General features: G+C 35.9%; 19 protein-coding genes. 15 read left to right on the top strand and 4 right to left on the bottom strand.

The annotated features are described in order from the left end of the window. Positions 1-114: 114 nt before the first annotated feature. From C1634_RS23520 to C1634_RS23530, 3 genes are all read left to right on the top strand, one after another. Positions 115-1,080: a hypothetical protein gene (locus tag C1634_RS23520; protein WP_109739232.1), complete on the top strand. Its 966-nt coding sequence runs from the start codon at positions 115-117 to the stop codon at positions 1,078-1,080. A gap of 17 nt (positions 1,081-1,097) precedes the next feature. After that, positions 1,098-1,712: a deoxynucleoside kinase gene (locus C1634_RS23525; protein ID WP_103235575.1), complete on the top strand. Its 615-nt coding sequence runs from the start codon at positions 1,098-1,100 to the stop codon at positions 1,710-1,712. Between the two features lie 88 nt (positions 1,713-1,800). Beyond that, entirely contained in the window at positions 1,801-2,151 is a 351-nt protein-coding gene (locus C1634_RS23530) for an ArsC/Spx/MgsR family protein (protein ID WP_109739233.1), read from the top strand. Between the two features lie 88 nt (positions 2,152-2,239). On the opposite strand, the gene C1634_RS23535 is transcribed toward C1634_RS23530, so the two are convergent. Next, entirely contained in the window at positions 2,240-2,719 is a 480-nt protein-coding gene (locus C1634_RS23535) for a hypothetical protein (RefSeq protein WP_103235687.1), read from the bottom strand. A 96-nt stretch (positions 2,720-2,815) separates the two neighbouring features. Here C1634_RS23535 and C1634_RS23540 point away from each other — a divergent pair, with 96 nt between their 5' ends. Next, complete coding sequence (locus C1634_RS23540; protein ID WP_165835390.1) at positions 2,816-4,843, top strand: M43 family zinc metalloprotease; 2,028 nt, start codon at positions 2,816-2,818, stop codon at positions 4,841-4,843. Positions 4,844-5,079: 236 nt separating this feature from the next. Here C1634_RS23540 and C1634_RS23545 read toward each other — a convergent pair whose 3' ends face one another. Together C1634_RS23545 and C1634_RS23550 are read right to left on the bottom strand one after the other, a co-directional pair. Beyond that, positions 5,080-5,385: a DUF493 family protein gene (locus C1634_RS23545; RefSeq protein WP_103233488.1), complete on the bottom strand. Its 306-nt coding sequence runs from the start codon at positions 5,383-5,385 to the stop codon at positions 5,080-5,082. A 40-nt stretch (positions 5,386-5,425) separates the two neighbouring features. After that, a complete protein-coding gene (locus tag C1634_RS23550; protein WP_103233489.1) occupies positions 5,426-6,097 on the bottom strand; it encodes a DUF4197 family protein in 672 nt (223 codons plus the stop codon). A gap of 364 nt (positions 6,098-6,461) precedes the next feature. On the opposite strand from C1634_RS23550, the gene C1634_RS23555 reads away from it, so the two are divergent. The 11 genes from C1634_RS23555 to C1634_RS23605 all read left to right on the top strand — a co-directional run bounded on the left by C1634_RS23555 (position 6,462) and on the right by C1634_RS23605 (position 25,692). Then, the gene (locus C1634_RS23555; RefSeq protein WP_109739235.1) at positions 6,462-9,284 is read left to right on the top strand and encodes a SusC/RagA family TonB-linked outer membrane protein; all 2,823 of its coding nucleotides are present in this window, start codon (positions 6,462-6,464) and stop codon (positions 9,282-9,284) included. 12 nt (positions 9,285-9,296) lie between these two features. After that, the gene (locus C1634_RS23560; RefSeq protein ID WP_109739236.1) at positions 9,297-10,715 is read left to right on the top strand and encodes a RagB/SusD family nutrient uptake outer membrane protein; all 1,419 of its coding nucleotides are present in this window, start codon (positions 9,297-9,299) and stop codon (positions 10,713-10,715) included. 68 nt (positions 10,716-10,783) lie between these two features. Next, positions 10,784-12,175 (top strand): glucoamylase family protein, encoded by a 1,392-nt coding sequence (locus C1634_RS23565; RefSeq protein ID WP_103233492.1) that lies wholly within the window; start codon positions 10,784-10,786, stop codon positions 12,173-12,175. A 77-nt stretch (positions 12,176-12,252) separates the two neighbouring features. Beyond that, the gene (locus tag C1634_RS23570; protein WP_103233493.1) at positions 12,253-12,957 is read left to right on the top strand and encodes a carboxylesterase family protein; all 705 of its coding nucleotides are present in this window, start codon (positions 12,253-12,255) and stop codon (positions 12,955-12,957) included. 3 nt (positions 12,958-12,960) lie between these two features. Next, complete coding sequence (locus C1634_RS23575) at positions 12,961-13,347, top strand: hypothetical protein (protein WP_109739237.1); 387 nt, start codon at positions 12,961-12,963, stop codon at positions 13,345-13,347. Between the two features lie 46 nt (positions 13,348-13,393). Beyond that, positions 13,394-15,721: a beta-glucosidase BglX gene (gene bglX, locus C1634_RS23580; RefSeq protein ID WP_109739238.1), complete on the top strand. Its 2,328-nt coding sequence runs from the start codon at positions 13,394-13,396 to the stop codon at positions 15,719-15,721. A gap of 96 nt (positions 15,722-15,817) precedes the next feature. Further along, on the top strand, positions 15,818-16,216 hold the full coding sequence (locus C1634_RS23585; RefSeq protein ID WP_103233496.1) for a hypothetical protein: 399 nt from the start codon (positions 15,818-15,820) through the stop codon (positions 16,214-16,216). Positions 16,217-16,337: 121 nt separating this feature from the next. Continuing rightward, entirely contained in the window at positions 16,338-16,748 is a 411-nt protein-coding gene (locus C1634_RS23590) for a hypothetical protein (protein WP_103233497.1), read from the top strand. Positions 16,749-17,030: 282 nt separating this feature from the next. Further along, the gene (locus C1634_RS23595) at positions 17,031-18,650 is read left to right on the top strand and encodes a T9SS type A sorting domain-containing protein (RefSeq protein WP_109739247.1); all 1,620 of its coding nucleotides are present in this window, start codon (positions 17,031-17,033) and stop codon (positions 18,648-18,650) included. A 6-nt stretch (positions 18,651-18,656) separates the two neighbouring features. Continuing rightward, positions 18,657-22,190 carry a hypothetical protein gene (locus C1634_RS23600; protein ID WP_109739239.1) on the top strand — a complete coding sequence of 1,178 codons (3,534 nt, stop codon included), beginning with the start codon at positions 18,657-18,659 and terminating at the stop codon, positions 22,188-22,190. A gap of 4 nt (positions 22,191-22,194) precedes the next feature. Continuing rightward, positions 22,195-25,692: a DUF6443 domain-containing protein gene (locus C1634_RS23605; RefSeq protein WP_109739240.1), complete on the top strand. Its 3,498-nt coding sequence runs from the start codon at positions 22,195-22,197 to the stop codon at positions 25,690-25,692. A gap of 415 nt (positions 25,693-26,107) precedes the next feature. On the opposite strand, the gene C1634_RS23615 is transcribed toward C1634_RS23605, so the two are convergent. Next, positions 26,108-26,405 (bottom strand): transposase (locus C1634_RS23615; protein WP_133248980.1); only part of this gene is annotated, 298 nt, incomplete at its 5' end.

Genomic DNA, 26,405 nt, shown 5'->3' on the forward strand with positions numbered 1-26,405 from the left:
TTTCAGCGATAAGATGGTCTCGATTTTGATTACTAGTAAAGAAAATTTTATTAAGTTTTACCCTCTTTTGGATGAAATTATTTTTCAGTATATTCAACACATTAAAAAAACAGAGTGAAGTTTTTAAACATACTATTTTTTTTCCTTTTCTGTACGGTTTCGGCGCAGAATGTTATTCCTTTGGATACTTTAAAATTGAAGGAGGCCAAAGATATGCTTGCCGATGACTACGGAAGTCTGTATATCTATAAAAACAAAGATTTTAGTTTTACCAAATATGATTCTTTAGGAAAGCAGATTGGCAAAATGATGTTTACTGTTCCCTACAAAGTACAGTCGGTACAAAATCCTCTGAATGTGCCTTTTTTTTCTGAAAATGCACAGGAAATGAAATTCGTAGACCAGAATATGAACGAAATTCAAAAGCTGGATTTTAAGCAAAAATTTGGTTTTATAAGAATGGCTTATGCCGAAGATCAGCAACAGTTGTGGCTTCTGGATGACAGTACAAAACGGCTGATACAGTATAATTTCAGAAACGATACAACGATCAATTCATACCCTTTTGACATTAGTTTTGAGGATCTGACGGATATGTTGGTCTATGAAAATAAAGTCTATATTTTAACGAGAAAACATATCAGGATTTATAGCCTGAAATTTGAAAAACTTTTCGAAGCTCCTTTAGATAACGGAAAAAGATTTAGAAGAGAGAATGATGCCATTCTGGTCATTGCGAATAATTTCATTTCACAATATGTTCCTGAAAAAGGAATGGTAACCGTTTTTGAAGATCAGGATGCGCAAATTGTGGATAAAAACATCCTTTCTTATTTTGAAATCAAAGGGAACAAACTCTATCTTTACAGCCTTGAAAAAGTAAAGAAAGCCAAACAGCAAAAACAGCTGGACGCTCAGCCGGAAACTCTACAGCCCTCTACAGAAAAACCCGTAGAAAAAACTGAAGAAAAACCCAATGAGAATACAGTAGAGAAACCTTCAGACAATACCCTACAGAAATTGATTGAAGACGTTTCCGAAGTTCAGTCTGTAGAAGTAGAAAAGCTTATTAATCAGTAAATATAAGGAAAAAGAATATGCATATTGCAGTTACCGGAAACATCGGAGCAGGAAAAACAACTTTGACGACGATGCTTTCTAAGCATTACGGATGGGATGCACAATTTGAAGACGTAGATCACAATCCTTATCTGGAAGACTTTTATTCAGATATGAGCAAGTGGAGTTTTGCCCTGCAGGTCTATTTCCTGGGAAGCAGATTCCGTCAGGTAAAGGAGATCAGAGAAAGTGGTAAGAATATCATTCAGGACCGTACCATTTATGAGGATGCCCATATTTTTGCAGAAAACTTAAATGATATGAATCTTCTCTCGGACAGAGATTTCAACAATTACTCGTCCGTTTTTGATTTGATGAAGTCTTTTGTATCGGCTCCGGATCTGCTTATCTATTTGAAATCAGATGTTCCCAATCTGGTAAAAAAAATCTATAAAAGAGGTCGTGAGTACGAAGCATCTATCAGTATTGAATACCTTTCAAAGCTGAACCAGAAATATGAAAAATGGATCTCCAATTATACAGAAGGAAAGCTTCTGATCGTTGAAGTGGATGATCTTGATTTCGTTGAAAAGCCGGAAGATTTCGGGCTGATTCTGGAGAAAATTGAAACAGAACTTCACGGGCTGTTTTAACATATTTTTATCAGAACATTAAGACATACTCAATTTAATTCTTTTTAAATTTGTTTAAAACAAGTTTAACTTTTTGAATAATTATATCATGGTAGTTAAAGTTTTACATAACGGGAACTGTTCAAAGTCAAATGCCGTACTGGAGTATCTTGACGAAAACGGAGTACCTTTTGAGATCATTAATATTGTTGAGGATCCGTTAAGTATTCTTGAGATAAGAACTGTACTGAAAAAACTGAATCAGAGTGTTTTTCATATCATTCGTAAAACAGATAAGATGTATCTTGAAAATTACGCAGATAAAAATTATTCTGAAGAAGAATGGATCAGGATTCTTTCCGAAAATCCATCCTTGATCCAAAGGCCAATTCTGGTAAAAGGCTCAGTGGCGATGCTGGGAAGGCCTATTGAAAATGTGAAATTTTTTATAGAAAAATAAAGATATAAATTATAAGAAATCCGCTATGTAAATAGCGGATTTCTTTTGATATAGTACATACCCACTCGTTCCTTTTATTTTTGATTCTTTATTTGAGAGGTTTCTTTTGCTTTTCCTTTGGTTTTTGTAAAGTATTGTATAACGCTTCCAATTCTTTGGGTGGAATACCAGAATCAAAACTAGCGGAAGTATAGGTAGCTCCATTGGAAGTGATAATAATGGTAGCAGCTAAAGCCCTGTCGGTATATCTGCCGGTAGTGGGAGACTGAAGATCCGATATTTTGGATAGATCCAGAGCTTCTGCCTGTCTGGAAATGTTCTCCCATTCAGCAATAGGCATAGTGGTTTGGGTTGAATCTCCGTTTAATGTAGCGGCAATAAGGTTTGGTGTATATACAACACTCCGGTTGGTTCCCCGGGTTCTTTCTGTTAATTCAATCTTTTCAATTTTTTGCTGTTTTGTAATTTTGGTTAAATTTTTACTATTAACCTCGTTTTTATTTTGATTAATACAACTGATAGTTGATAAAATTGTGATAATATTAATTATAATAATTTGCGATTTCATTGAATTATCTTTATGTTATTTATTGTTTTTGCTGAGTTTAAATCTGTTTATTTGGTTTTTTTTTGTATGTTTGCTAAAATACAAAAAAATATAATAATGAATAACTCTATTATTTTGAAATCTTCTTTAGCTGCCCTATTCTTTATGGGAATCGGATTTTCAAATGCGCAGATCAGAGAAGGTGCAAAATCTCCAAAACGGCTTACAGAACAAAAGCTGGACCCTAATGGAATTGAAAAATGTGGGACACTTGAATATGAAGCTAATCTGAAAAGAAAATTTCCTGAGAGGCTTACAACAGAACAGTTTGAAAAATGGCTTGCCCCTTTGATTGAAAAGGCTAATGCGAACAAATCCCAGAATGGAACTGTTATTACAATCCCAGTTGTAGTTCATGTTATTCACAGCGGTCAGGATGTAGGAACTGCCCCTAATATCACAGATGCTCAGGTGATGTCTCAGATTACAGTAATGACTAATGATTTTAGAAGAAAGATTAATACTCCTGGATATAATACTAATCCTGTAGGTGCGGATACTGAAATACAGTTTGTGCTGGCAAAGGTAGATCCTAATGGAAATCCAACCAATGGAATTGACAGAGTAAATCTTTGCAAAGACTATTGGGCAAATGGGGCTCCTCAATATGGATACCAGAATTTTATCAATGATGTTGTAAAAACCGGGACGATTTGGGATCCTACAAAATATATGAATATGTGGAGTGTAGACTTTGCAGATAATGGATTGTTGGGATTTGCTCAGTTTCCGTCTAGCTCCGGTCTTCAGGGCCTTAATGCGAATGGAGGGCTTGCCAGTACAGACGGGGTAGTGGCAGGATATGCTACTTTTGGAAGTATGGATTATAATGACGGTACATTTTTAATGCAGGCTGGTTATGACAGAGGAAGAACAATGACCCATGAAGTAGGACATTTTCTTGGGCTTAGGCATATCTGGGGAGATGCAGCATGTGGTACAGATTATTGTGCAGATACCCCAACAGCACATGAGGATAATTATGTGTGTAATCCTTCTATCCCAAGTTGTGATGATCCTACGATTTTTGAAATGGTACAGAATTATATGGACTATACCAACGATACCTGTATGAATATTTACACCAATGATCAGAAAACCAGGGTAAGAGCTGTGATGGACAATTCTCCAAGAAGAATGGAGCTTAAAGCATCCAATACAGATTCGCCTATACCGTTGTTTGCCAATGATGCTGAGATAAAATTTGACGGTGGATGTTCTATAGGAATCGTTAATTGTGGAGAAGGAGTGCTTCGCTTGCTTATCACCAACAGAGGTACGAGTAATTTGACATCAGCTGTTATTTCATATTCAATAAATGGAGGAACTGCCCAAACTTATAATTGGACAGGTAACCTGACTCAAGATAAATCGGGGGTGATTAATATCCCTGTGAATGGTTCTGTTGCATCTTCTCCTGTTTCCTTTTCTATTACATCTGTAAATGGAGCTGCAGATCAAAGAAGCACAAACAATTCTACAAGCGGTAATTATGTAAAGCCTGTAGCGCCTCAATATTTTTCAACAACTACTGTTACCTTTAAGCTGCAGAGAGATAAGTACGGCCAGGAAACGAGATGGAACCTGAAAAACAGTGCCGGACAAATTGTAAAAGAAGGAAGATATAACAATACTCAACCTGGGCAGCCTACTCCGGCTCTTATCACTCAAGTGTGGACCTTGCCACAGGATTGTTACGCATTTACAATGTCTGATGACTTTGGCGATGGAATGGAAAATGGATATGTAGACCTTACTACAAGTACTGGACAGACCATATTTCATTTAGAAAATGAATTTGTTTATCAAACTAAAACATTTACCACACGGGAATCATTAGGAACTGCGGAGGTTAATAAGAACAATAAATTTGGTGTATATCCTAATCCGGTTAATGATATTCTTAACGTTACTGGACTTTCAGGAGAATCTCAATTTGAAATATATAATACTGTAGGACAGCTTGTTAAGAAAGGAAAAGTTAATGATAGTCAGATTCGTGTAGCAGATCTTGCAAAAGGAGTGTATGTTATTACAATACAGAATGCTAAAACTTCAGAAAGCATTAAATTTGTTAAGAAGTAATAATACAAAATATATCAATTTTTAACATAAATGATCCGCCTCTATAATGGGGCGGACTTTTTTATTAGATGAAAAGTAATGAAAATAAAAAAAGGGACTAAGAGTAAAGAATACAATTTACATATTGTAACTTGTAAATATTATCTCAAATGAAAAGCTATAATGTAGAGAAGAAAAATCTGGAGAACATTAATACAATAAAAAACCGTTTCATTACTATGAAACGGTCTGTGTTTTTATAATAGAATAACGCCTTCTATTTTTGCAACTTCCTGATAAATCGTTACAACCTGATTCGCATCCAAAACGAATGCATTGATGTTACAGGCAGTATATTTTCCATTTTTACTTTCACGGTTTCCTAATGTGAATCTGATACCATCAAAAACCTTATAGATTTCAGTAAGTTTTGACTGGTCTGTAGGAATAATAAATTTAAATAAATAATCTTCCGGAAAATCATGATGATCTTCCAGTTTCTCCTTCAAAGACTTATAAAAATCTTCAGGATTTGCGTGTTGATTTCCTTGTAATATGTCCATCTCCAATTGTTAATATAATATAAATATAACGAAATTTCTCTTATTTTCCAAATGGTCCTAGCAGAGATTTGGAGTTCTGGTGCTCATAATCTTCAATAATATTGAATAATCCATTGACCAGTTGTTCAGAAGCAAGCTGGCTCAATCCACCTGAATTCACTGTATTTTTATTTCCGCCTAAAAGACCGCTCAGAAAATTACTTCCCGATAATGCTGAATTGATTGTTTTTACAATTCCATATTCATTCAGTTTCTCATCTACTTTGGGAGCGATAGCAGAAATAAGCTGCTGGGAGGTCTTTTCCTTCAGAATCTGTGTAGCAGTAGTTCCCTGCATGATTCTTGTTACATCCTGAGCGTTCAGGCTGTTTACAGCATCTTGTAAAATAGGTTTTGAGGTGTTTACTGTATAAGCTGCTGCCTGTGCAATATAATCCCTCTCTTTGGCTACCAGCGACGGAGCTACTTTTTCCAGCATAGAGTTGATATCTCTCAGTTCTTTGGGAAGCGCTTTGTCTACCATATTATTCTGAAGAAAGGCCTCTTTGTTCCCGTAGATTCCCATTCCTTTATCAATACCATTGAGCAGGATTCTCTTAATAATAGAAAGCCCCATATCCGAGGTGGCGAGTGATGTACAAGATTGTACAGTGGTGGTAATGACAGCACCAGTCCCTATTAAAAGAGCGGCTGCAATGATATATTTTTTCATTGATCTTTTATTGTTTATTTCCTAAATGCTTTTCTCAAAAACTGCACCAAAGGTAATTACTATTCTCTATTTAACAAAATATTAAATTCAAGTGCTTATTTGGTGAATTTTTGTGTTAAAAATGTTAATTTACTATTAATAATATGATATTTAATTGATAATTATTTTGAGTATAAAATTATAAAACTTAATAGATTTTCGGTTTTTATCTAATAAAAGATGGTAATTTTTAAATGTTTAAGATAATTTAACATTGTAGGATATTTTTTATATTTTTGGCTAATGTCTTTTTTTGAGATTTTAAATAACTCCACTATTTAAGACAGGTACAAATTTGAATTTATTTGAATAAAATTGAAACTATATGAAACAAAGTAATTTAAAGTACTCATGTCTCATTGCTGTTCTGTACTTCGGTATGAACGTCAATGCACAGACTACTCCAAAAGATACGACTGCCAAAGAGCAGAAGATCGAGGAAGTAGTTTTGATCGGATATGGGTCTCAGAAAAAAGAAAACGTGACGGGAAGTATCGGAATGATTTCAGCAAAAGATCTTGCCGATAAACCGAACGCTAACCCAATAAGCTCAATACAGGGTAAATTATCCGGAGTACAGGTTCTAAATTCCGGTACACCTGGAAGTTCTCCCCGAGTAGATATCAGAGGAATAGGTTCTCTTACTGGTAAAACAGTATTCATTGTTGATGGAATGATCACAGATGACATCTCTTTCCTTAGTCCTCAGGATATTGAGTCTATGAGTGTATTGAAAGATCCTTCGAGTTTGGCCATTTATGGAGCAAGAGCATCCAACGGTGCTGTTATTATTAAGACCAAGACAGGGAGAGGTAAAAAACCGGTTTTCAACTTTAACTCATACTTAGGAATTAAAACAGTGACAAATATTCCTAAAATGGTTAATTCAGACCAGTATATACAACTATATAATGAGAAGCTAATCAATGATAAGGCAAAAGATCCTGTGTTTTTAAATAGAGCGTCTTATCCTTCAGATACCGATTGGTTTAACGAAATTTTCAGAACAAGTATTATTAATTCTAATGATATTTCTGCTTCAGGTACTCTTGGAAAATTGAATTACTACCTAAGTGCCGGAAACCTTCAGGATGAAGGAAATCTTGCAGCAGGTGGAGGAATTAATTCCGGAAGTGGATTTAACAGATTTACTACTAAAGTAAATTTAAGTTATAAAATTACCAATAATCTTACGATTGGAAATAATTTTACTTTTTCAAAAATGCGTACAGATCATGTACAAAATACGGTGTTGGATGCTTATTCGTCACCACCAGTTTATGCCCCAATAAATCCGGCTACAGGAGATTACCAGTATTTTACTTTGGCTAAAATTCCTAATTCCAGAGCGAAAATGGATTTATTCAGATCCCAGACAAGAGAAGAAAGATTATTGAATAATATTTGGGGGGAATACAAATTTTTGAATGACTTTACGGTAAGGATCAGCTATAGTACGGATAATATTAATTCTAATAAGTATGAATATACTCCTACTTTTGGGTATGTTCCGACAGCAGATCAAAAACCCAATAAGTTAATAACAAGAGATTCAAGAACCAGAAATTATATCTGGGATAATACATTAAGTTGGAAAAAAGATTTTGGAAAACATAATATAGAGTTATTAGCAGGTTTCTCCAGAACTAGAAACTCCTATTCTCAAGGGTATGCAGAAGCTTTGAATGTGAATTATAATGGAACCAATGCTTCTTTGGACATTTTTAAAGGAACTGACATATACCAGACAGGTTTTGATAAAGGTGAAAGAAATGTGATCCCATATCATGATAGGATTGAATCCTTTTTTGGGAGGCTTAATTATGCTTATGACGGAAAATATCTAGTGAATGCATCTGTTCGTAGAGATGGAACATCTAAGTATTCTTCTAATGACAGATACCGTGTGTTCCCAGCAGTAAGTGCAGGTTGGGTGGTTTCTAAAGAAAATTTCATGAGTGAGCAAAATGTTTTCAGCCTGTTAAAATTAAGAGCAAGCTGGGGTAAACTCGGAAATCCTGATGTACAGAGAGCATATACCTTGAATACAAGTATTATCGAAGCAGGAACATACTACGGAAATACAGGGTACCCAGCACAGACGATAGATCAAATCATAGATCCAAATATCGGGTGGGAAACAACAACTGGTAAAGATTTCGGGATTGAAATGGCATTGTTCAACAATAAGTTAAAGATTGATGCTACCTATTTTGATAAAGATACCAAAGATGTTGTTTATGGTATAGTTCAGGGAACGGTTTCTGGTGCTGCAAACTGGAATAATTACATTACAAATGCCTATTCTTTTAATAACCGTGGATTTGAATTTTCTATTAACTATGATACTAAAATAAGCGAACATATAAAACTTGGCGTTTATGGAAATATGACTGCACTGAAAAATAAAATAACCTCTGTTTTCAATGGTTCTTATTTAAATGCAGGAGCGAGTCTGTATGGTAATTCAATTATAAGATTGCAGGAAGGACAGGCTGTAGGTTCATATTATGGCTATCAAGTGGAAGGTATTTTCCAAAATCAGGCAGAAGTTGATGCTTGGGCTACTCAGAATGGAGCACAAGCCGGAGGATTTAAATTTGCAGATTTGGATGGAAATGGTGTGATTGATGTGAGAGATAAGACGTTTTTAGGTAGCCCTATTCCTAAAGGAACTTATGGATTTGGTTTTAACCTGAATGTATACGATTTTGATTTTGCTATTGATTTCCAGGGAGTTTTTGGAAACAAAATTTATAATTTCAATAGAGAACAACGTTATGGAAATGAAAGCTGGGACTTAGATTTCTATAATAATAGATGGCATGGTGAAGGAACATCTAATGCTTATCCTATGGCTACCAATAATCAGGCTATTATTTTACCAAATAGCTTTTATGTAGAAGATGGAAGTTATATCAGAGTAAGAAACATTCAGGTAGGATATACTTTACCTAGATCCTTTGCCGATTCTATGTCTATTACCAAATTAAGATTATATGTAAGTGCACAAAATCCATGGACAAGTTTCAAATATAAAGGATTCTCACCTGAAATCTTAAATACTGACAGGGTACAAATGGGGGTTGATAATAATATTTACCCAATTTCAGCAATTTATACCGTTGGTATGAACTTAACATTTTAATTAGAAAGAGTTATGAAAAAGATATTTTTATCGATCGCATTATTTTCACTTACAGTAAGCTGTAAAGATGATTATTTAGATATAAAACAGGAAGGATATACGGAAGCGGCATCATTCTTCAAAACACAGGAAGATGCTTTACAGGCAACCAGTGCTATCTACAGTTTTCTTAGAAGCTGGGAGAATTCAGCTTTTCCGTATCAGTTTGTATTTGGAGTGCCGGCAGATGACGTTGTTAAGGGTTCAAACCCTGGTGATGCTTCCTTTATTAATGTATATGATAATTTTACCTATACAGTAAGTGATGAAGGAATAAGAGGATATTGGATTGGACAATGGCAGGCTATAAACAGAAGTAATCAGGTGATTACGAATGTTCCGAAAATTGATATGGATTCTGCTCTAAAAACAAGGTTGGTTGCAGAAGCAAAAATGCTTAGAGCGTATTTCTATTTTAATTTATTAAGAATTTATGGCGGAGTACCAATTTTCGACGGGCTTCAATCCAATTATAAAATTCCTAGAAATTCTGTGGAAGAAGTATATAATTTTATTATTTCTGACCTTACCAGTGCAGCCGAAATTCTACCACAGTCTTATCCGGCTTCAGAATTAGGAAGAGTGACAAAAGGAGCAGCATTAGGTTTACTTTCTAAAGTATATCTTTATAAAAAAGACTGGCAGAAAGCATACGATACTTCTAGCCAGGTGATAGCAATGGGATATGATCTGGATCCTGATTTTAACCATTTATTCAGACCGGCGGGAGAATTTGGAAAAGAATCGGTTTTTGAAGTTAACTGCGACTGTGCACCTCCATTCAAAGGAAGTCAGTATGCGGAAGTTCAGGGAGTAAGAGATCAGTTTGGCTGGGGATTCTTTACCCCTTCCAATGCTCTTGAAAATGCATTTGAATCTGGTGATATCAGAAAAGAACTGACGATACTTAGAAATGGAGAGACTACTCCGGAAGGAGATCTTATTGCAATGGGAGATGCTCAGTCAGTAACTACTTACAACCAGAAAGTATATGTTCCAAAAGCTTTGAATAACAGTGCTTGTGGATACGGATCTATTCAGAATATCAGAATTTTAAGATTTGCTGAAATTTTACTAATCAATGCAGAAGCAGCTAACGAATTAGGTAATACGTCTACAGCAACTACTAACCTTAATAAGGTAAGAAAAAGAGCTCAGTTAGGAGTAACCACAGCGACAACGCAAGGTGCATTAAGAACAGCAATCTGGCATGAGCGTAGAGTAGAGCTTGCACTGGAAGGAGACCGTTTTGTGGATTTGGTAAGAACAGGACAGGCTGCTACTGTACTTGCTTCATATGGATTCAAGGCCGGGAAAAATGAAGTATTCCCGATTCCATTTGATGCCGTAACGGAAAGTGCCGGCGTTTTAACTCAGAACCCTGGATATTAAAATAAATCATAAACTTAGAGGAGAATGAAAGTTCTCCTCTTCTTTTAGAACCCAATAAAAGAGATCTCATGAAAAGGAACCTATTATCAATTGCCGTTACCTCTTTATTCTTTGTGTATTCCTGTAAAAATGCTTCTGTAGCAAAACAGGAAATTGGAAAAACGGAAGCTGTAAAAAGTAATATTACTGATGAACAGCTGATGGACAGAGTACAGAAAGATGCCTTTAAGTATTTTTGGGACTATGCTGAACCAAAGTCGATGTTAGGAAGAGAACGTTATCATGAAGACAATATTTATCCGGATAATGATAAACATGTTATCACTACAGGAGGCTCAGGATTTGGATTGGCAACGATTCTGGTAGGAGTAGAAAGAGGATTTGTTCCGAGAAAAGATGCCGTAAAAAGGCTTACTCACATCATGGATTTTCTGGCAAAAGCAGATCGTCACAAAGGAGCCTGGTCACATTGGATCAATGGAGAAACCGGAAAAACCGTTCCTTTTGGTAAAAAAGATAATGGTGGTGATCTTGTGGAAACTGCTTTCCTTACTTCAGGAATACTGATGGTTCGTGAATATTTTAAAAATGGAGCTCCGGAAGAAAAAGCATTAGCTGCAAAATGTGATGAGCTATGGAAAGGCATTCAATGGAACTGGTACACCAAAGGAGGTGAAAAAGTATTGTATTGGCACTGGTCACCGGAATACCAATGGGAAATGAATTTTCCTCTCGAAGGATATAATGAATGTCTCATTACCTATATTTTAGCAGCCTCTTCGCCAACTTATTCTATCGATGCGGAGACGTATTATAAAGGTTGGACCAGAAATGGAACCTACCTTTCTGATAAAGAAAAATACGGACTTCCAATGTACGTAAAACATAATGGAGCAGAAGAATATGGAGGACCATTATTCTGGACACAATATTCATACATTGGCTTAGATCCGACAAACTTATCTGATAAATTAATTAAAAATTATTTTGATTTAAATAAAAATCAAGTCCTTATCGACTATAAATACTGTGTTGAGAATCCAAAACAATGGAAAGGCTACGGACCAAATTATTGGGGTTTAACAGCCGGCTATTCAAGAAATAAAGATGGAAGCGTTGGCTACGATGCTCATTTTCCACAAAATGACCACGGAGTAATCACTCCTACAGCAGCATTGAGCAGTTTTCCATATACCCCAAAAGAATCAATGGCTTTCCTGAGATTTATCTATACTCAAAAGCCAGAATTCATCGGTTCTGCAGGTCCTTATGATGCCACTTCGATCAATTATGACAATTGGACGACACCAAGATATTTAGCGATCGATCAGGGAACAATTGCTCCGATGATCGAAAACTACAGAACAGGATTTTTATGGAAATTATTCATGAATACTCCGGAAATTCAGCAAGGATTGAAAAAATTAAGCTTTCAGTCAGCCAAATATGGAATAAAATAATTCAATAGAAATGAGCTTTAGCCCGTTTAAATAAAAAGATCAAATCCATTGGCTTTAGCCAAAACCTAAATAACAATATGAAACTAAAATTGAAATATCTTCCCCTTTTACTCCTGCCGCTTTCATTACAGCTGAATGCACAGGAAATAAAAGGAGAATTAAATAAAGAAATTAAAAGACAGGAAAAAATCTCCTATGTTTTGGATTATCCTCAGAATACAAAAGGAAATGTACCCTTGATTGTCTTTCTTCATGGTTCCGGTGAACGTGGAAATAATCTTGAGCTGGTAAAAGCACACAGCCCGTTTACGTATAAAAACCTGATCAAAGAACCGGTGGCTATTTTGGCTCCGCAATGTCCCGAAGGTGAATGGTGGGATACCGTTACGGTCTACAATCTGATCAAGGAAATTCAGGGAAAATATAAAATTGATGCATCCCGTATCTACCTTACAGGACTTTCTATGGGAGGCTGGGGAACTTTGAAGCTGGCAATGGAACATCCGGAAATGTTTGCCGCAGTGGCATCAGTCTGTGCTCCTACAGATCAGGTAATGACGGCTAATATCCATCAATTTAAAGATTTAAATATGAAAATATTTCATGGTGGAATGGATGATATTGTTTTACCTGCCAATGCTTTTAATTTTTATCAAAAGCTGCATCCCGTAAATCCAACTGCAGAATTGGTGATTTTCCCGAATGACAATCATAACTCTTGGGACTCAGCCTATTCAAACCCGCAGCTTTATGAATGGATGCTGTCCAAAAAGAAGAAATAAATAATGGAATTAATTTTTATTGGATTGAATGAATCTGATGATGATAGCTTGTTGAATGAAAATCGTTTTTTCGAAAAATGTACAACAGAAAATCTTTTGTTTGAAAATAAAGTAATCAATGATCAGAATTTTTTTAATGTATTAAATTTTATTTTTCAGACAGAAGTAAAACTGGAGAATCTTAAAGAATCTGGAAGCAGAAAATTAATTAATTTATCACAATATAAAGGACAACATCTTCATCCGGATGATCTTGAAAAAAAATATTTTGAATGGCTCGATATTTCCAAAAATGACAATACAATGAATGAATATGGAAGTCTAATTTGTGTGTTGGGATATTTAGAATCAAATAAGGGAAAGAAAGATTTATACTTAATTGTAGAATAGATTAAAACTAAAAAATATAAAAACAATAATTTAAGAAGATAGATTTATGAAAAAGTTAATTGTAATCGCCACTTTAGCATTGGCACCTGTCTTTTCAGCACAGGAAATGGTAACAAAGCCCGTTCAATCTTATCAGACGGCTCAATATCAGGCTAAAAAGAAAGCTTTTGTAGACAATCTTTTGTCAAAAATGACATTAGACGAAAAGATCGGACAGCTTAATTTACCAAGCTCAGGCGATTTTACTACAGGGTTGGCCAAAAGTTCAGACATCGGTAAAAAAGTTGAACAAGGTTTAGTCGGTGGACTATTCAATATAAAAGGAGCTGAAAAAATCAGAGCCGTTCAGAAAGTAGCGGTAGAAAACAGCCGTCTTAAAATCCCTTTGATCTTCGGAATGGATGTTATTCACGGTTATGAAACTACATTCCCGATTCCATTAGGTTTAGCTGCTTCATGGGATATGAACTTAGTTCAGCAGTCAGCAAGAGTAGCTGCAAAAGAAGCCTCTTCTGATGGGATCAACTGGACATTTTCTCCAATGGTAGATATTTCCCGTGAGCCAAGATGGGGTAGAGTTTCCGAAGGTTCCGGTGAAGATCCGTATTTAGGAAGTGAAATTGCTAAAAATATGGTGTACGGTTACCAGGGCAAAGATCTTGCAAATGGTACAAATATACTGGCTTGCGTAAAGCACTTTGCATTATACGGAGCTGGTGAATCCGGTAGAGATTACAACACGGTTGATATGAGCCATGTGAGAATGTTTAACGAATATTTCCCTCCTTACAAAGCGGCTGTAGATGCAGGGGTAGCTTCTGTAATGGCTTCTTTCAATGAAGTGGACGGAGTTCCTGCAACAGGAAGCAGATGGCTTCAAACAGAAGTTTTAAGAAATAAATGGAACTTTAAAGGTTTTGTGGTAACTGATTATACCGGTATCAACGAAATGGTTGACCATGGAATGGGAGATCTTCAGCAGGTTTCTGCATTGGCATTGAAAGCAGGTGTTGATATGGATATGGTAGGAGAAGGCTTTTTAACAACATTAAAAAAATCTTTATCCGAAGGAAAAGTGACACAGGCAGAAATCGATTTAGCAGCAAAAAGAGTTCTTGAATCAAAATATGACTTAGGATTATTTACAGATCCATACAAATATGGTGATGCAAAACTGGCAGCAAAAGAGGTTTACAGCATGGAAAACAGAAATATTGCAAGAAATGTTGCGGCTCAGTCAATGGTTTTGATGAAAAATGAAAATCAGGTTCTTCCTTTGAAAAAATCGGGAACTGTAGCGGTAATCGGACCATTGGTGAACAATTCACTCAACATGGCTGGAACATGGAGTGTGGCTGCAAAACATGATAAAGCCGTCAACTTGATGCAGGGTCTTCAGGCTAGCTACGGAAAAGAAGTGAAGTTCCTTTCTGCTAAGGGTGCCAACATCGATTATGATGCTAAATTAGAAGATATCTATGCAGCTCATGGGAAGAAAACAGACCGGGATAACCGTTCCAAAGAAGAACTTTTAAAAGAGGCAGTAGATGTAGCCAATAAAGCAGACGTTATCGTTCTTGCTATTGGAGAATCTGCAGAAATGAGTGGAGAATCTTCTTCAAGAACTGAAATTACAATTCCTCAATCCCAGGTTGATTTATTAAATGAATTAAAGAAAACCGGAAAACCAATTGCTATGGTTCTTTTCACAGGCCGCCCATTAGCTTTAACCAATGTGAAAGATACTCCGGATTCTATTTTGAATGCATGGTTTGCAGGATCTGAAGCAGGAAATGCAATTGCCGATGTTTTATTTGGAAAAGTAAACCCGTCAGGAAAACTTCCGATGACTTTCCCAAGAAGTCTAGGACAGGTTCCTATTTATTATAATGCTAAAAATACGGGTCGTCCATTGAGTCAGGAACTTACTGATAAATGTGAATACCAAAGATTCCGTTCCAACTATATGGATGAATGTAATACTCCATTGTATCCGTTTGGATTTGGTTTAAGTTATACAAAATTCGGATATTCTGATATTGCGGTATCCAATACAAGCCCTAAAGGAAATCAAACGATTCAGGCATCGGTTACTGTAACCAATGATGGAAATTATGATGGGGCAGAAGTCGTTCAGCTATATATCAGAGATATGGTAGGGAGTATCACAAGACCGGTAAAAGAACTGAAAGGTTTCCAGAAAGTATTTTTGAAAAAAGGAGAATCTAGAAAAGTAACTTTCGATATCACTCCTGAAACGCTTAAATTCTATAACGGAGATTTGAAATATGACTGGGAATCAGGTGATTTTGATGTTATGATTGGTACCAGCTCTGCTGATGTAAAGCATTCAAAGATCAATTGGACTAAGTAATAAAAAAGAAATTTATTCACAGAAATGTGTGTTATGGTTTATTTGGCATGATTTTTAATAATAACTCGGTAACTATTATTATATAAAAAAATCAATATGAAAAAAACAATTTTCCTTAGCGCAATGTTCCTGGGTTCTTTAGTATTTGCACAACAAACACATGTTGTAGGTGGAGACAGAGATGCACATGGATGTATCGGTTCAGCAGGGTATACATACTCTCAGATTAAAAAAGACTGTGTAAGAACTTTTGAACAAAAGATCAAGCTAACAGAAGTTGATCCGAAAGGAAGTTCTACTTCAATAGCTGCTGTTATTTTTAGCAAGGACATGAAAAAAGCTGAGGTTTTCGTTAAGGATACTGAAGCAGGAAGCATCATCCTAACCAGAGCAGGAGGTAAAGCCAAAGCCTGGAAAAAGGATGGTTATGTATTGGTTCCTTTCAAAAAAAGCGGATACCAGCTTAAAAAAGATAATGTTGTGATCTATAGATAAGACTCGATTGCAAAAAATAAAAAGTCACTCGGAAGAGTGGCTTTTTTTTGTAACTTAGAGCAAAACTAATACCCAATTTGGGGACATAGTTTTACCCATCAAAAAACAAAAAATCTTATATATGAAAAAAACAATTTTATTCAGTGCCGTGTTTCTTAGTTCCTTAGTTTTTGCACAAAAAAAAGCTCCTGTGGTAGGAGGTGATAGAGATGTTCATGGTTGTATCGGCTCTGCCGGATATACCTATTCACAGTTAAAAAATGATTGTATAAAAACTTTCAATCAGAAAATAAAACTAAAAGAAGTAAGTTCAGATAAAAGTTATACTTCAATGACTGCCGTAATTTTCAATAAAAACATGAAAAAAGCTGAAATTTTTATCCCAGATGGAGCTGCGAAAAGTATTATCCTGAATAAAGAAGAAAAAGGGAAAATCTGGAAAAGCGGAACTCACATTAAAGACAGCTATGTTTTAGCCCCTCACAAAAAAAGCTACCAAATCAAGAAGAATGATGTAGTAATTTATGAATAAGATCAGATTTCAAAGAATAGAAAACCACTCGGAAGAGTGGTTTTTTTTTGTGGGTATATATTAATCAGCTTCAAATAGATTTTTATACGACAATTTCTGTCGCTTCACAGAGATAATTTTACATCAGAATAAGACATACTTTACTCCATCATAAAGAAAATTTAATTATTAATAGTATGATTTACAGTAAACTGCATTAAGTTGATTTTCGTATTTCAAAAACTATTAAATTCACACCGTTTCAATAAACTGATTACTAATTCAGAAAACAACAACACAGGAATGAAAAAACTCTATATTGGTGCATTCACCTTATGCACGGTCTTGGGCATCTCTGCCCAAGAAGTGGTATGGCAGAAAGACATCAAATCCTCTACTCAGGATTTTCTAAGCCAGGTCACCACAACCATCGACCAGCAATATCTGATCACGGGAAGCTCTATTCAAAGCAATAAGCAGCAGACTTCAGGAAGTAAGCAAAACAACGGTTACGATTTCCATTTGGTCAAACTCAACCAGCAAGGAAATGAGGTCTGGGAAAAATACTTTTCCGGACAAAATCATGATTATTTATCAGCAACCGTTACCACACAGGATGGCGGATTTCTCTTAGCCGGAACCTCTTATTCAGGAAAAGGACTGGATAAAAAAGAGGATTCCAAGGGAGGATCAGACATCTGGCTGATCAGAATTAATGAATTCGGAGATGAATTATGGCAAAAAACATTGGGAAGTTCTTCTGATGAAGAAGCAAGAGCTGTGATTCAAACGACAGATTTAGGATTCTTTGTTGCCGGAAATGTACAAAATGCTGCAAAAGGGTACGGTTCCAAAGACGTCTTGATTACAAGACTGGATAAGGATGGAAAAGAATTATCCCAATTAATTTTAGGCGGAAAAGGCTTAGACGAAGTCGAGAAAATGATTCCAACAAAAGACGGCGGAGCATTATTGGGAATCTACTCCAGAAGTTCCGAGGTTCGTGTTTCGGGATCTGAAGCTAAAACCCGTGAAACTACTGCCACGAACCCTGCATCCCGCAACCTGTTATCTGCAACCTCAAAACAAACTGATAACTTCGGCGAAGGCGACTACTGGATTGTCAAATTAGACAAACAAGGAAAAGTAGAATGGGAAAAGAACTTTGGAGGTAAAGGGGATGATCATATCAGAACACTGGCTTTAACTTCAAATGGTTTTATCATTGGTGGCGAATCAAGATCGGAAAGATCAGGAAACAAAACGGTAGGGATTGAAGAAGGAACAGACCTATGGCTCATTTCCTTGAACGAAAGAGGCGATGAACAATGGCAGAAATCCTACAACTTCAAGAACCGTGATATTTTAATGAGTATGAGTGTCCTTCATTCAGCAGATGATAAATCTTCCAAAGGAATATTATTGGGAGGTTATACTCAGGCAGAAGGAAGAATACAAACCGATGATGAAACTTTTTGGATGCTGTACTTAGATCAGAATGGCAATGAACAGTGGAGAAAGCATATCACCGGAGAATCCAGACAAAAAGAGGAAAGGCTTTCCGATTTAAAACTGAACAGAGATGGTTCCATTGTTTTGGCCGGAACAAGTGCCGAAGAATTAGGAAAAGAAAACTGGAAGATTGTGAAATTGGGAGACAAGCAGGTTGATCAATTGATCGAAAAATACGACATCAAAATCTATCCAAACCCAGTATCAGACTATGCTTATGTAGAAATCGGCTTTGATTTTAAAGATGCTGATATCCTCTTGTATGATATGAGCGGAAGACAGCTTCAAAATATAAAAACCAAGAACAGAGTGACCAAGATCAATACCCAGGCTTTGATTCAGGGAGCCTATCTGGTGACGATAAAAACGGATACGAATAAAACGGCGAATGCTAAATTAATTAAGAAATAAGCACAAATGAAAAAAATAATAACCAGATTAAGTCTCCTTTTTCCTATATGCGGGGCTTTGTTTCTTGCAAAAGGACAAGGAAAAAACTATGTAGAAGAACTCAACCGGAGCTTACCTCAAAGCCCGGGAGTAAGCTCTTTAATGAAATTTGAGGAAGTTCCTGTGAGCCTTTATACAGGGATTCCGGATGTGAATATTCCTATTGAAAATTTCTCCACAAACAGTTCAAAATTGAACCTGAATATATCGCTTAATTATCATCCTTTAAGTGCAAAAGTGGATGATGTAGCCTCGGAATATGGTTTAGGATGGAGCCTTTTCGCCGGGGGAATGATTTCCCGTACCATTAGGGATCTGCCAGATGAATCGGACCAGGTTACCGGAAAATATGGGATCTATTTTAATGCCCTGGAACCTTTTATAAACAACTATAATATTGTAAAAAATTATCTTCAGAATGGGAGCGGAAGCGGCTTCAATGATCAGAAGGTTTTTAGACAGGTTTTTGAATCCGTTCTGTTCAACCGTTTTGATAATAGCTATGATCTGTACCAGTACAATTTTATGGGATATACCGGACGGTTTTTTATTAAAAGAGATGAGACAACGGGATTCCTGAAATTAGTAAAACTGGATAAAAATAATTTTAAAATTGATTTTACTTTTGACAGTAAAAATGCGCCCATAAAGTTTGAAATTACTGATGATAAAGGACTAAAATATGTATTTAATGTGGTAGAGCAGTCTTCACGTTCCTATCTGATCAATACGACCAATACATCCAATGTGAATACCAATGATAATCTTGAATATCAGAATTTGAATACCGGATTTTACCTTAGTGAAGTGTATGAGGATAATAAATTATTAGTAAAGTTCAATTATACGAATGGTATTGAGCAGTCTGTATCCACTTTTATTGCTAAAAGAAGAGGACCGCAATATCCTTTTGATGTAATTCCTCAAAATTCAATTTGTTATGATGATATTGTCAATACTTATCCTGCTGATTATGAAACATCAACGAGTTTAAACCATACCTATAGCCGGTTTCTAGATAATATTGAGGTAAAAGACAGGGCCAGAGTTTATTTTGAATATACAGGAAACAGGGAGGATAGCAACCTCACGATGCCTAATAATAACAAAAAGCTTAGTAAAATCACCATAAAAGATTTTTTTACCAATACATCTACCAAGCAGTATAATTTTGACTATGCATACAGTTCAAAAATGATGCTGAAAAAAGTATCCATTCTTGATAAAAATGTACAGGAAGATCATTCTTACACTTTCACATATGGAGGGAATTCTAAACAATTGCCTTATTTACCAGAAGATATAAGAGGTGACTTATGGGGGCATTACCGATGTGTACAGCAAACTCCAATTCTGGATTTGCTTGCTCCTAAAACGATGTTTGAATCTTCTCCCGGATGTATTGAAAAAGATGTTCTTACCAAAATGAAGCTGCCCACCGGAGGAGAAATTCGTTATAATTATGAGTTGAATAGATTCAATTATAAGCCGAGCTCTATTACGCAAAGTCAGGACCCAACGGCTAATCCGATTGAACCAATCACCGATTTCTCATCCAATCTTGGGAACTGGGATACTATGTCATCCTATGTAACGATCAATAATTTTGGGCAAAATCCTGCTTATTTTTTCACACTCACAGAGCCACAGGAAATTTTATTCTATTCTGAGGGGGGGAGTTATACGAGCGAGCCGTGGTCTTTGAATTTTTATAGACTCAATGAGGCCACAGGCCAGATGGAAAATGCAATGGTTCAGGGGCTAGGTCCGCTTATTGATATTGATCCCAATTATAATCCGTGGCAAAAGAGAAGTTTTCCCGCAGGGAAATACTATGTGACCTTAAGTACTGTATCCGGGAATATGCCCAATAATCCAATTCCTACCAATTTTACAGCAAGATTTTCCGGGTATTACCGAAAGGCACATAATTCCCTTAATTATTTGTACGGAGGAGGAATCAGGATCAGAGATATTCAATTCTATAATGAAAAAGTGCTGCAAAAACAGAAACTCTATGAGTATAATGATATTACGGATCCTTCCAAGAGCAGCGGAGCACTGGTTTTCCCAATTCCTGTCTTTCAATATGAGGAAGCCTATAACAATACGTATTTATGTATTAATCCTGCTAATGGAACATCTCAGGATCATAGTTTACATATGACTTATAACACGACATCCACAAAAAATGTCCTTTCGTCGGAGAAAACAAAAGGTGCGGATGTGGGTTATAAATATATTACCGTTAAGGATATTGATTATACAGCAGGTTCTGATTTATCTGTTTTTAAAGGAAAAACGGTCAACGAATTTACAAGTCCTATTGACTCACCCAATCCATTGTTTTCTTATTTTGCCATGTCTCCTCCGGGAGCTTATACACAAAATACAGATTACCGTAGAGGAAATCTGCTAAATAAGAAAGTGTATGATTCAAATAACAATATGCTTTTACAAGAAGAAAATACCTATGATGATCATTCCACAACAGAGATCACTGGGATTAATTTTCTGATTCGGAATAATTTTATTTTCAACAGGTTCAATGGGAGTCATATAGACAGCTATGAGATCTATAAGCTGAGAATGGATAAATGCACTACTTTACCTTCTCATATATGTTTTTATGCCGATGCAATGGGGTTTGGTGTCAATCCGATGTCTTTTGTTCAGTACTATTTTTCTAAGGAGATTGTGGGAAAAACCAATTTAATACAGTCTAAGAAGACTCAGTATTTTCCTAATAATAAAACACTGAAAACGGTTGAAGATTACACCTATAATATTAGCGATAATATTGAAAAGAGTAAAACGACTTCATCAGACAATACGATAGATGAGACATCTTATAAATATCCACTTGAGAAAGGGAATCTGTTTCTTATCAATAAAAATATAATAAGTATTCCATTAGAAACAGAAACCAAAAAAGACGGATTAACCGTTTCTAAAGCAGAAACATTATATCCGATAAGTCAGGCCGATGCAGATACAAAAACTTCAGGGCTGGCATTACCTTATCAGGTGAATTCTACTGATTTATCAAATACTGTTTCCAAAGAAGTCACTTACGATAAATACGATGAAATGGGAAATGTACAGCAGTATACCGCAAGAGACGGAGTTTCAACGGTTATTATCTGGGGTTATAATAAAACCCTTCCTATTGCTAAAATCGTAGGGATTACCTTAAGTGAAATTCCGGATGCCGTTATTACAGCTGTCGTTAATTCTTCCAATTCAGATGCTGCAAATCCGGCCAATGAATCTGCTTTAATAAATGATTTGGTTACTTTCAGAAAAGCCATTGAAGCTCTTCCAAGAAGAACTCCTCAAATTATCACCTATACCCACGACCTATTAATTGGGGTAACCAGTATAACCCCTCCGTCCGGAATAAGAGAAAATTATCTGTATGATGCGGCCAACCGACCTCAGCAGGTGAAGAATATGGAACAGCAGAAGGTGAAGGAAATGAAATACAATTATAAAAACTAAACCGATGAAAAAAATCATAATCCCTATAGGAATCCTTATTATGGGAACCGCCAAGTCCCAGCTTTCCCAGCTTCCCAATACAGAAAACTATGTTCAGACCAAAACGTATCTTGATTATAACGGAGCCTCGGTAACAAAATCTTCAGAAACGGTTCAGTACCTGGACGGATTGGGAAGACCCAAGCAAATAATCAATATAAAAGCATCCCCGCTGGGAAAGGATGTAGTAGTTCCTATTGTATATGATCAGTTTGGGAGGCAGATAAAAGAATATCTTCCTATTCCTCAAAGTGGTACATCCAATGGAACCCTTGTTTCTGACCCTTTTAGTAATGTAAGCAGCAGCCCATATGGTTCTGAAAAGATTTACACAGAGAAAATAATTGAAAACTCCCCTTTAGACAGAGTTCTGGAGCAGAAGCAGGTGGGTAATGACTGGAATACAAAACCTGTAAAATTTGGCTATGACGTTAATACTACAGGTGATAATGTAAGGAAATTTGCAGCTCCCACAACCCTCGCCAACGGAATTACCACATCAACCATCAGTAATGATGGAATCTATGGAGACTTTCAGCTGTATAAAAATACAGTGGCTGACGAAGATGAAAATAAAACCATTGAGTTTAAAAACAGCAGAGGGCAGGTTGTATTGGTGAGAAAAGTGATCAGCGCTACAGAAAATGCAGATACCTATTACGTTTATAATAAATATGACCAGTTGGTTTTTGTTATTCCTCCGCTTTTATCTCAATTAGCCAGTTGGGGAACACCGGAGCATGACGCATTAGCCTATCAATACCGCTATGACGGAAGAAATAGACTGGTAGGAAAAAAGTTTCCAGGTAAAGGTTGGGAGTTTATGGTGTATGACACTCAGGATAAACTGGTGGCAACTCAGGATGCTGAATTAAATGCAAAAGGGCAGTGGCTGTTCACCAAATATGACCAGCTTGGAAGAGTCGCTTATACAGGAATCAGTACAGGAGGAACAAGAGCAGAGGAACAAACTAAAGCAGAAGCTTTTGGATTCAATAACGTTAACAGAGCGGGTACTGTAGGGTTTTCCAGCCAGGGAATGGATGTATATTATGGAAGTAGAGACTTTGCATATCCTCAGGGTTCCTCTATCGTTAGCTTGCTATCCGTAAACTATTATGATACCTATCCTGGATACAGTTTCAATCCCGCCCTTCCTGCCAATACAACGGATATGACTGTTTTAACGGATACCTCTTCTGCTGATGGAAGAAGCACCAGAGGACTTCCTTTGGTGAGTCTGGTAAAAAATATTGAAGATGATAACTGGACGAAGAACTATACCTATTATGACAACAAAGGAAGAGCTGTTGGAAGCCATTCTATCAATCATTTAGGAGGGTTTACCAGAACAGAATCCAAGCTTGATTTTGCAGGTTTACCCAAACAAACCATTACCAGACATAAGCGGTTAGACTCTGACACGGAAAGAGTGATTACGGAAACTTTTGACTATGATGATCAGAACAGATTATTGGTTCATAAACATCAGGTTGACAGCAATCAGGTAGAATACTTGACTCAAAACAAGTATAATGAAATTTCCCAGTTAGAATCTAAAAAGGTAGGAGGAATTGCAGCGGCTTCACCACTTCAGCAGATGGATTATAAGTATAATATCAGAGGCTGGCTTACCCAAATAAATGATCCTTCTAATCTGAATGGAAAGTTGTTTGGGTATGAAATGAGATATAATAATCCAGCCAATCCTCTGTCAGTTGGAAAGTTCAATGGAAACATTACTGAAATCGATTGGAATAACGGATCAGAAAATCTTTTGAAACGATACAACTATGAATATGATAAGTTAAACAGATTGGTTAATGCTTTCTATAAAGAACCCTCTACAGGAAATTCCGGTTATTTTGATGAATATCTTACCTATGATCTCAACGGTAATATAAAGACATTGAAAAGAAATGCTACTCCTATATCAGCAGGAACAACCTTTACGCAGATAGATAATCTTACCTATCGATATACAGGAAACCGTTTGGATCAGGTGATAGAAGATGGGATGAATGATACAGGCTATGAAGGAGGGAATAACATAATTGGATATGATCTTAATGGGAGTATGAAAGATATGCTGGATAAAGGGATCCATGGTATAGTTTATAATCATCTTAACCTACCGAATGATTTTTCAATTACTCAGATTAACGCTGTAGGAGAAGTTAATAATTTTGGGTTAAGTTACCTTTACAGAGCTGATGGTACAAAGGTTCGTAAAACCTATACAAGCGGAGGAGGCAGAGGAAATACCACGATTACCACAAATATGACTGATTATTTGGATGGTTTTCAGTATCGTTATTCAGGAACCTCTATATGCCTTTGGTGTAGGACAAGTGTTGCGTATGAACAAGAAGCCTTTAAAAATGAAAATATAAACGATGCTAAAATCCCCATAAAACCAGCCTGGCTTCTTGATTTTGTATCAACTGCAGAAGGCTTTTACAGTTTCTTGGAAAATCGTTATATTTATCAATACAAAGACCACCTTGGAAATACCCGTGTGAGCTTTGCCAAAGACAGCTCAGGAGCTCTTGAAGTTACAGATACTAATAATTACTATGCTTTTGGAATGAATCATGTAGGAGGAATTAAAAGTTTATTAGGTGGTTATTTGAATTATAAGTACAATGGAAAGGAACTTCAGGAAAGTGGGATGTATGATTATGGTGCAAGGTTCTACATGCCTGATTTGGGAAGATGGGGCGTTGTTGATCCGTTGGCAGAGAAGATGACAAGACATAGTCCTTACAACTACGCTTTTAATAATCCGATTAGATTTATTGATCCGGATGGAAGACAGAATGAGGATGTTATAGTACTTGGTAATTCTGCTGGAGCTAAAGGAGCAGGCCATCAAGCAGTTTTGGTTGGTGATAATAAAAAGGGTTGGACGTATATATCCAAAGATGGTGCATCTAAAAGTGGAGGAGCTTATGGTGATAGTAGATATACTGTTAAGCATTTCAAATCCTTAGATGAATTTAAAAATAGTGCTCATAATTTCGAAGTAATGGATGGCACTAATCACTCAAAAATTGGTGGAGGTGAAGAATCTAATATGATATTTAAATTAGATAAAGACGGTAATAAGATACAAAGATATGATCAAGCGTATTACATAAATACTAATGATAAAGACTCTGAAGGTATAGCTGCTGGGATTTCTGTAGCACAAGAAAAATATTGCTTAACTCAAAGTGATTGTTCAGATGTACCTTCTGCTGTTTTGAGAAAAATGAAATCGCCTGATGGAGAGGTTGTTATAACGGGAGAGGGTGCGCCTGGTCTGTTAGGTGAATCTCCAAGAGTAAAGCAAAAATGGATAGAATTAAGAAACGATGGAAAAGATATTGATTCAAAAGTTAAACCAAGTTCTTTAAGATTACAGGAGGAAGAAGATGGATCAATACCAAAAAAATGGGGAGGAGCTAGTGGGAGGTGGTAAATTTTTTTTAATTTTTGAATCAATATATAACTATTATTAAAATGGACAAGACACGATTTAAAATTGCTTCTACAATTAGTTTTATATACTTATTAGTAGGAACCTGTGACAATTTAACAGGTTTACACTTTGAAAAATTTTTGAATAACACTTTTTGTGACAATAATCTTTGTGAATTTTTTCTACTAATATTTTATTCACAATCATATCTTTATGGAGCATTATTTTGTGGTTTTTTAGGAGGTAGTGATATAGCATTTATATTTTGCCAGATCATAATATTTATTATTTTGTCGGGCATAATCTATTTTTTATTATTAATGATTAAAGTTATACAGAAGTTTGTTTTTGTTAGAAAATAGATATCCCCCCGCTGGCGCATTCTATGACAAAAAGCAAATAAAAAGTTTAAAATTTAAGATACAAATTTATAAGTATTTACAAATGGTGTATTACGGAATATTACAGCAAATGCTCGGCTTATAATTTTGCATTTTACATTATTTATAATCAGGAGGGAATGTTTTCCTTCCTGTTTTTTTCTTTCATAATAATTCTTTATTTCTGCGTCATGCTTTATCGCGGATAGTGAAGCCATATGAAGAATTGATTTCATTTTTTTATCTGCAAAATGACTTACTCTACTTTTGCCCCTTAAAGAAGTACCTGAGGAATATTCAAAAGGAACAATACCAGAATAACAAGCAAATTTT

The organism is Chryseobacterium viscerum, assembly GCF_002899945.2.
Classification (GTDB): domain Bacteria; phylum Bacteroidota; class Bacteroidia; order Flavobacteriales; family Weeksellaceae; genus Chryseobacterium; species Chryseobacterium viscerum.

Coding starts and splice junctions, on each gene's coding strand:
- C1634_RS23555 (WP_109739235.1), top strand. CDS start 6,462: ATGAAACAAAGTAATTTAAAGTACTCATGTCTCATTGCTGTTCTGTAC.
- C1634_RS23595 (WP_109739247.1), top strand. CDS start 17,031: ATGAAAAAACTCTATATTGGTGCATTCACCTTATGCACGGTCTTGGGC.
- C1634_RS23525 (WP_103235575.1), top strand. CDS start 1,098: ATGCATATTGCAGTTACCGGAAACATCGGAGCAGGAAAAACAACTTTG.
- C1634_RS23570 (WP_103233493.1), top strand. CDS start 12,253: ATGAAACTAAAATTGAAATATCTTCCCCTTTTACTCCTGCCGCTTTCA.
- C1634_RS23590 (WP_103233497.1), top strand. CDS start 16,338: ATGAAAAAAACAATTTTATTCAGTGCCGTGTTTCTTAGTTCCTTAGTT.
- C1634_RS23550 (WP_103233489.1), bottom strand. CDS start 6,097: ATGAAAAAATATATCATTGCAGCCGCTCTTTTAATAGGGACTGGTGCT.
- C1634_RS23565 (WP_103233492.1), top strand. CDS start 10,784: ATGAAAAGGAACCTATTATCAATTGCCGTTACCTCTTTATTCTTTGTG.
- C1634_RS23545 (WP_103233488.1), bottom strand. CDS start 5,385: ATGGACATATTACAAGGAAATCAACACGCAAATCCTGAAGATTTTTAT.
- C1634_RS23605 (WP_109739240.1), top strand. CDS start 22,195: ATGAAAAAAATCATAATCCCTATAGGAATCCTTATTATGGGAACCGCC.
- bglX (WP_109739238.1), top strand. CDS start 13,394: ATGAAAAAGTTAATTGTAATCGCCACTTTAGCATTGGCACCTGTCTTT.
- C1634_RS23575 (WP_109739237.1), top strand. CDS start 12,961: ATGGAATTAATTTTTATTGGATTGAATGAATCTGATGATGATAGCTTG.
- C1634_RS23600 (WP_109739239.1), top strand. CDS start 18,657: ATGAAAAAAATAATAACCAGATTAAGTCTCCTTTTTCCTATATGCGGG.
- C1634_RS23560 (WP_109739236.1), top strand. CDS start 9,297: ATGAAAAAGATATTTTTATCGATCGCATTATTTTCACTTACAGTAAGC.
- C1634_RS23535 (WP_103235687.1), bottom strand. CDS start 2,719: ATGAAATCGCAAATTATTATAATTAATATTATCACAATTTTATCAACT.
- C1634_RS23540 (WP_165835390.1), top strand. CDS start 2,816: ATGAATAACTCTATTATTTTGAAATCTTCTTTAGCTGCCCTATTCTTT.
- C1634_RS23530 (WP_109739233.1), top strand. CDS start 1,801: ATGGTAGTTAAAGTTTTACATAACGGGAACTGTTCAAAGTCAAATGCC.
- C1634_RS23585 (WP_103233496.1), top strand. CDS start 15,818: ATGAAAAAAACAATTTTCCTTAGCGCAATGTTCCTGGGTTCTTTAGTA.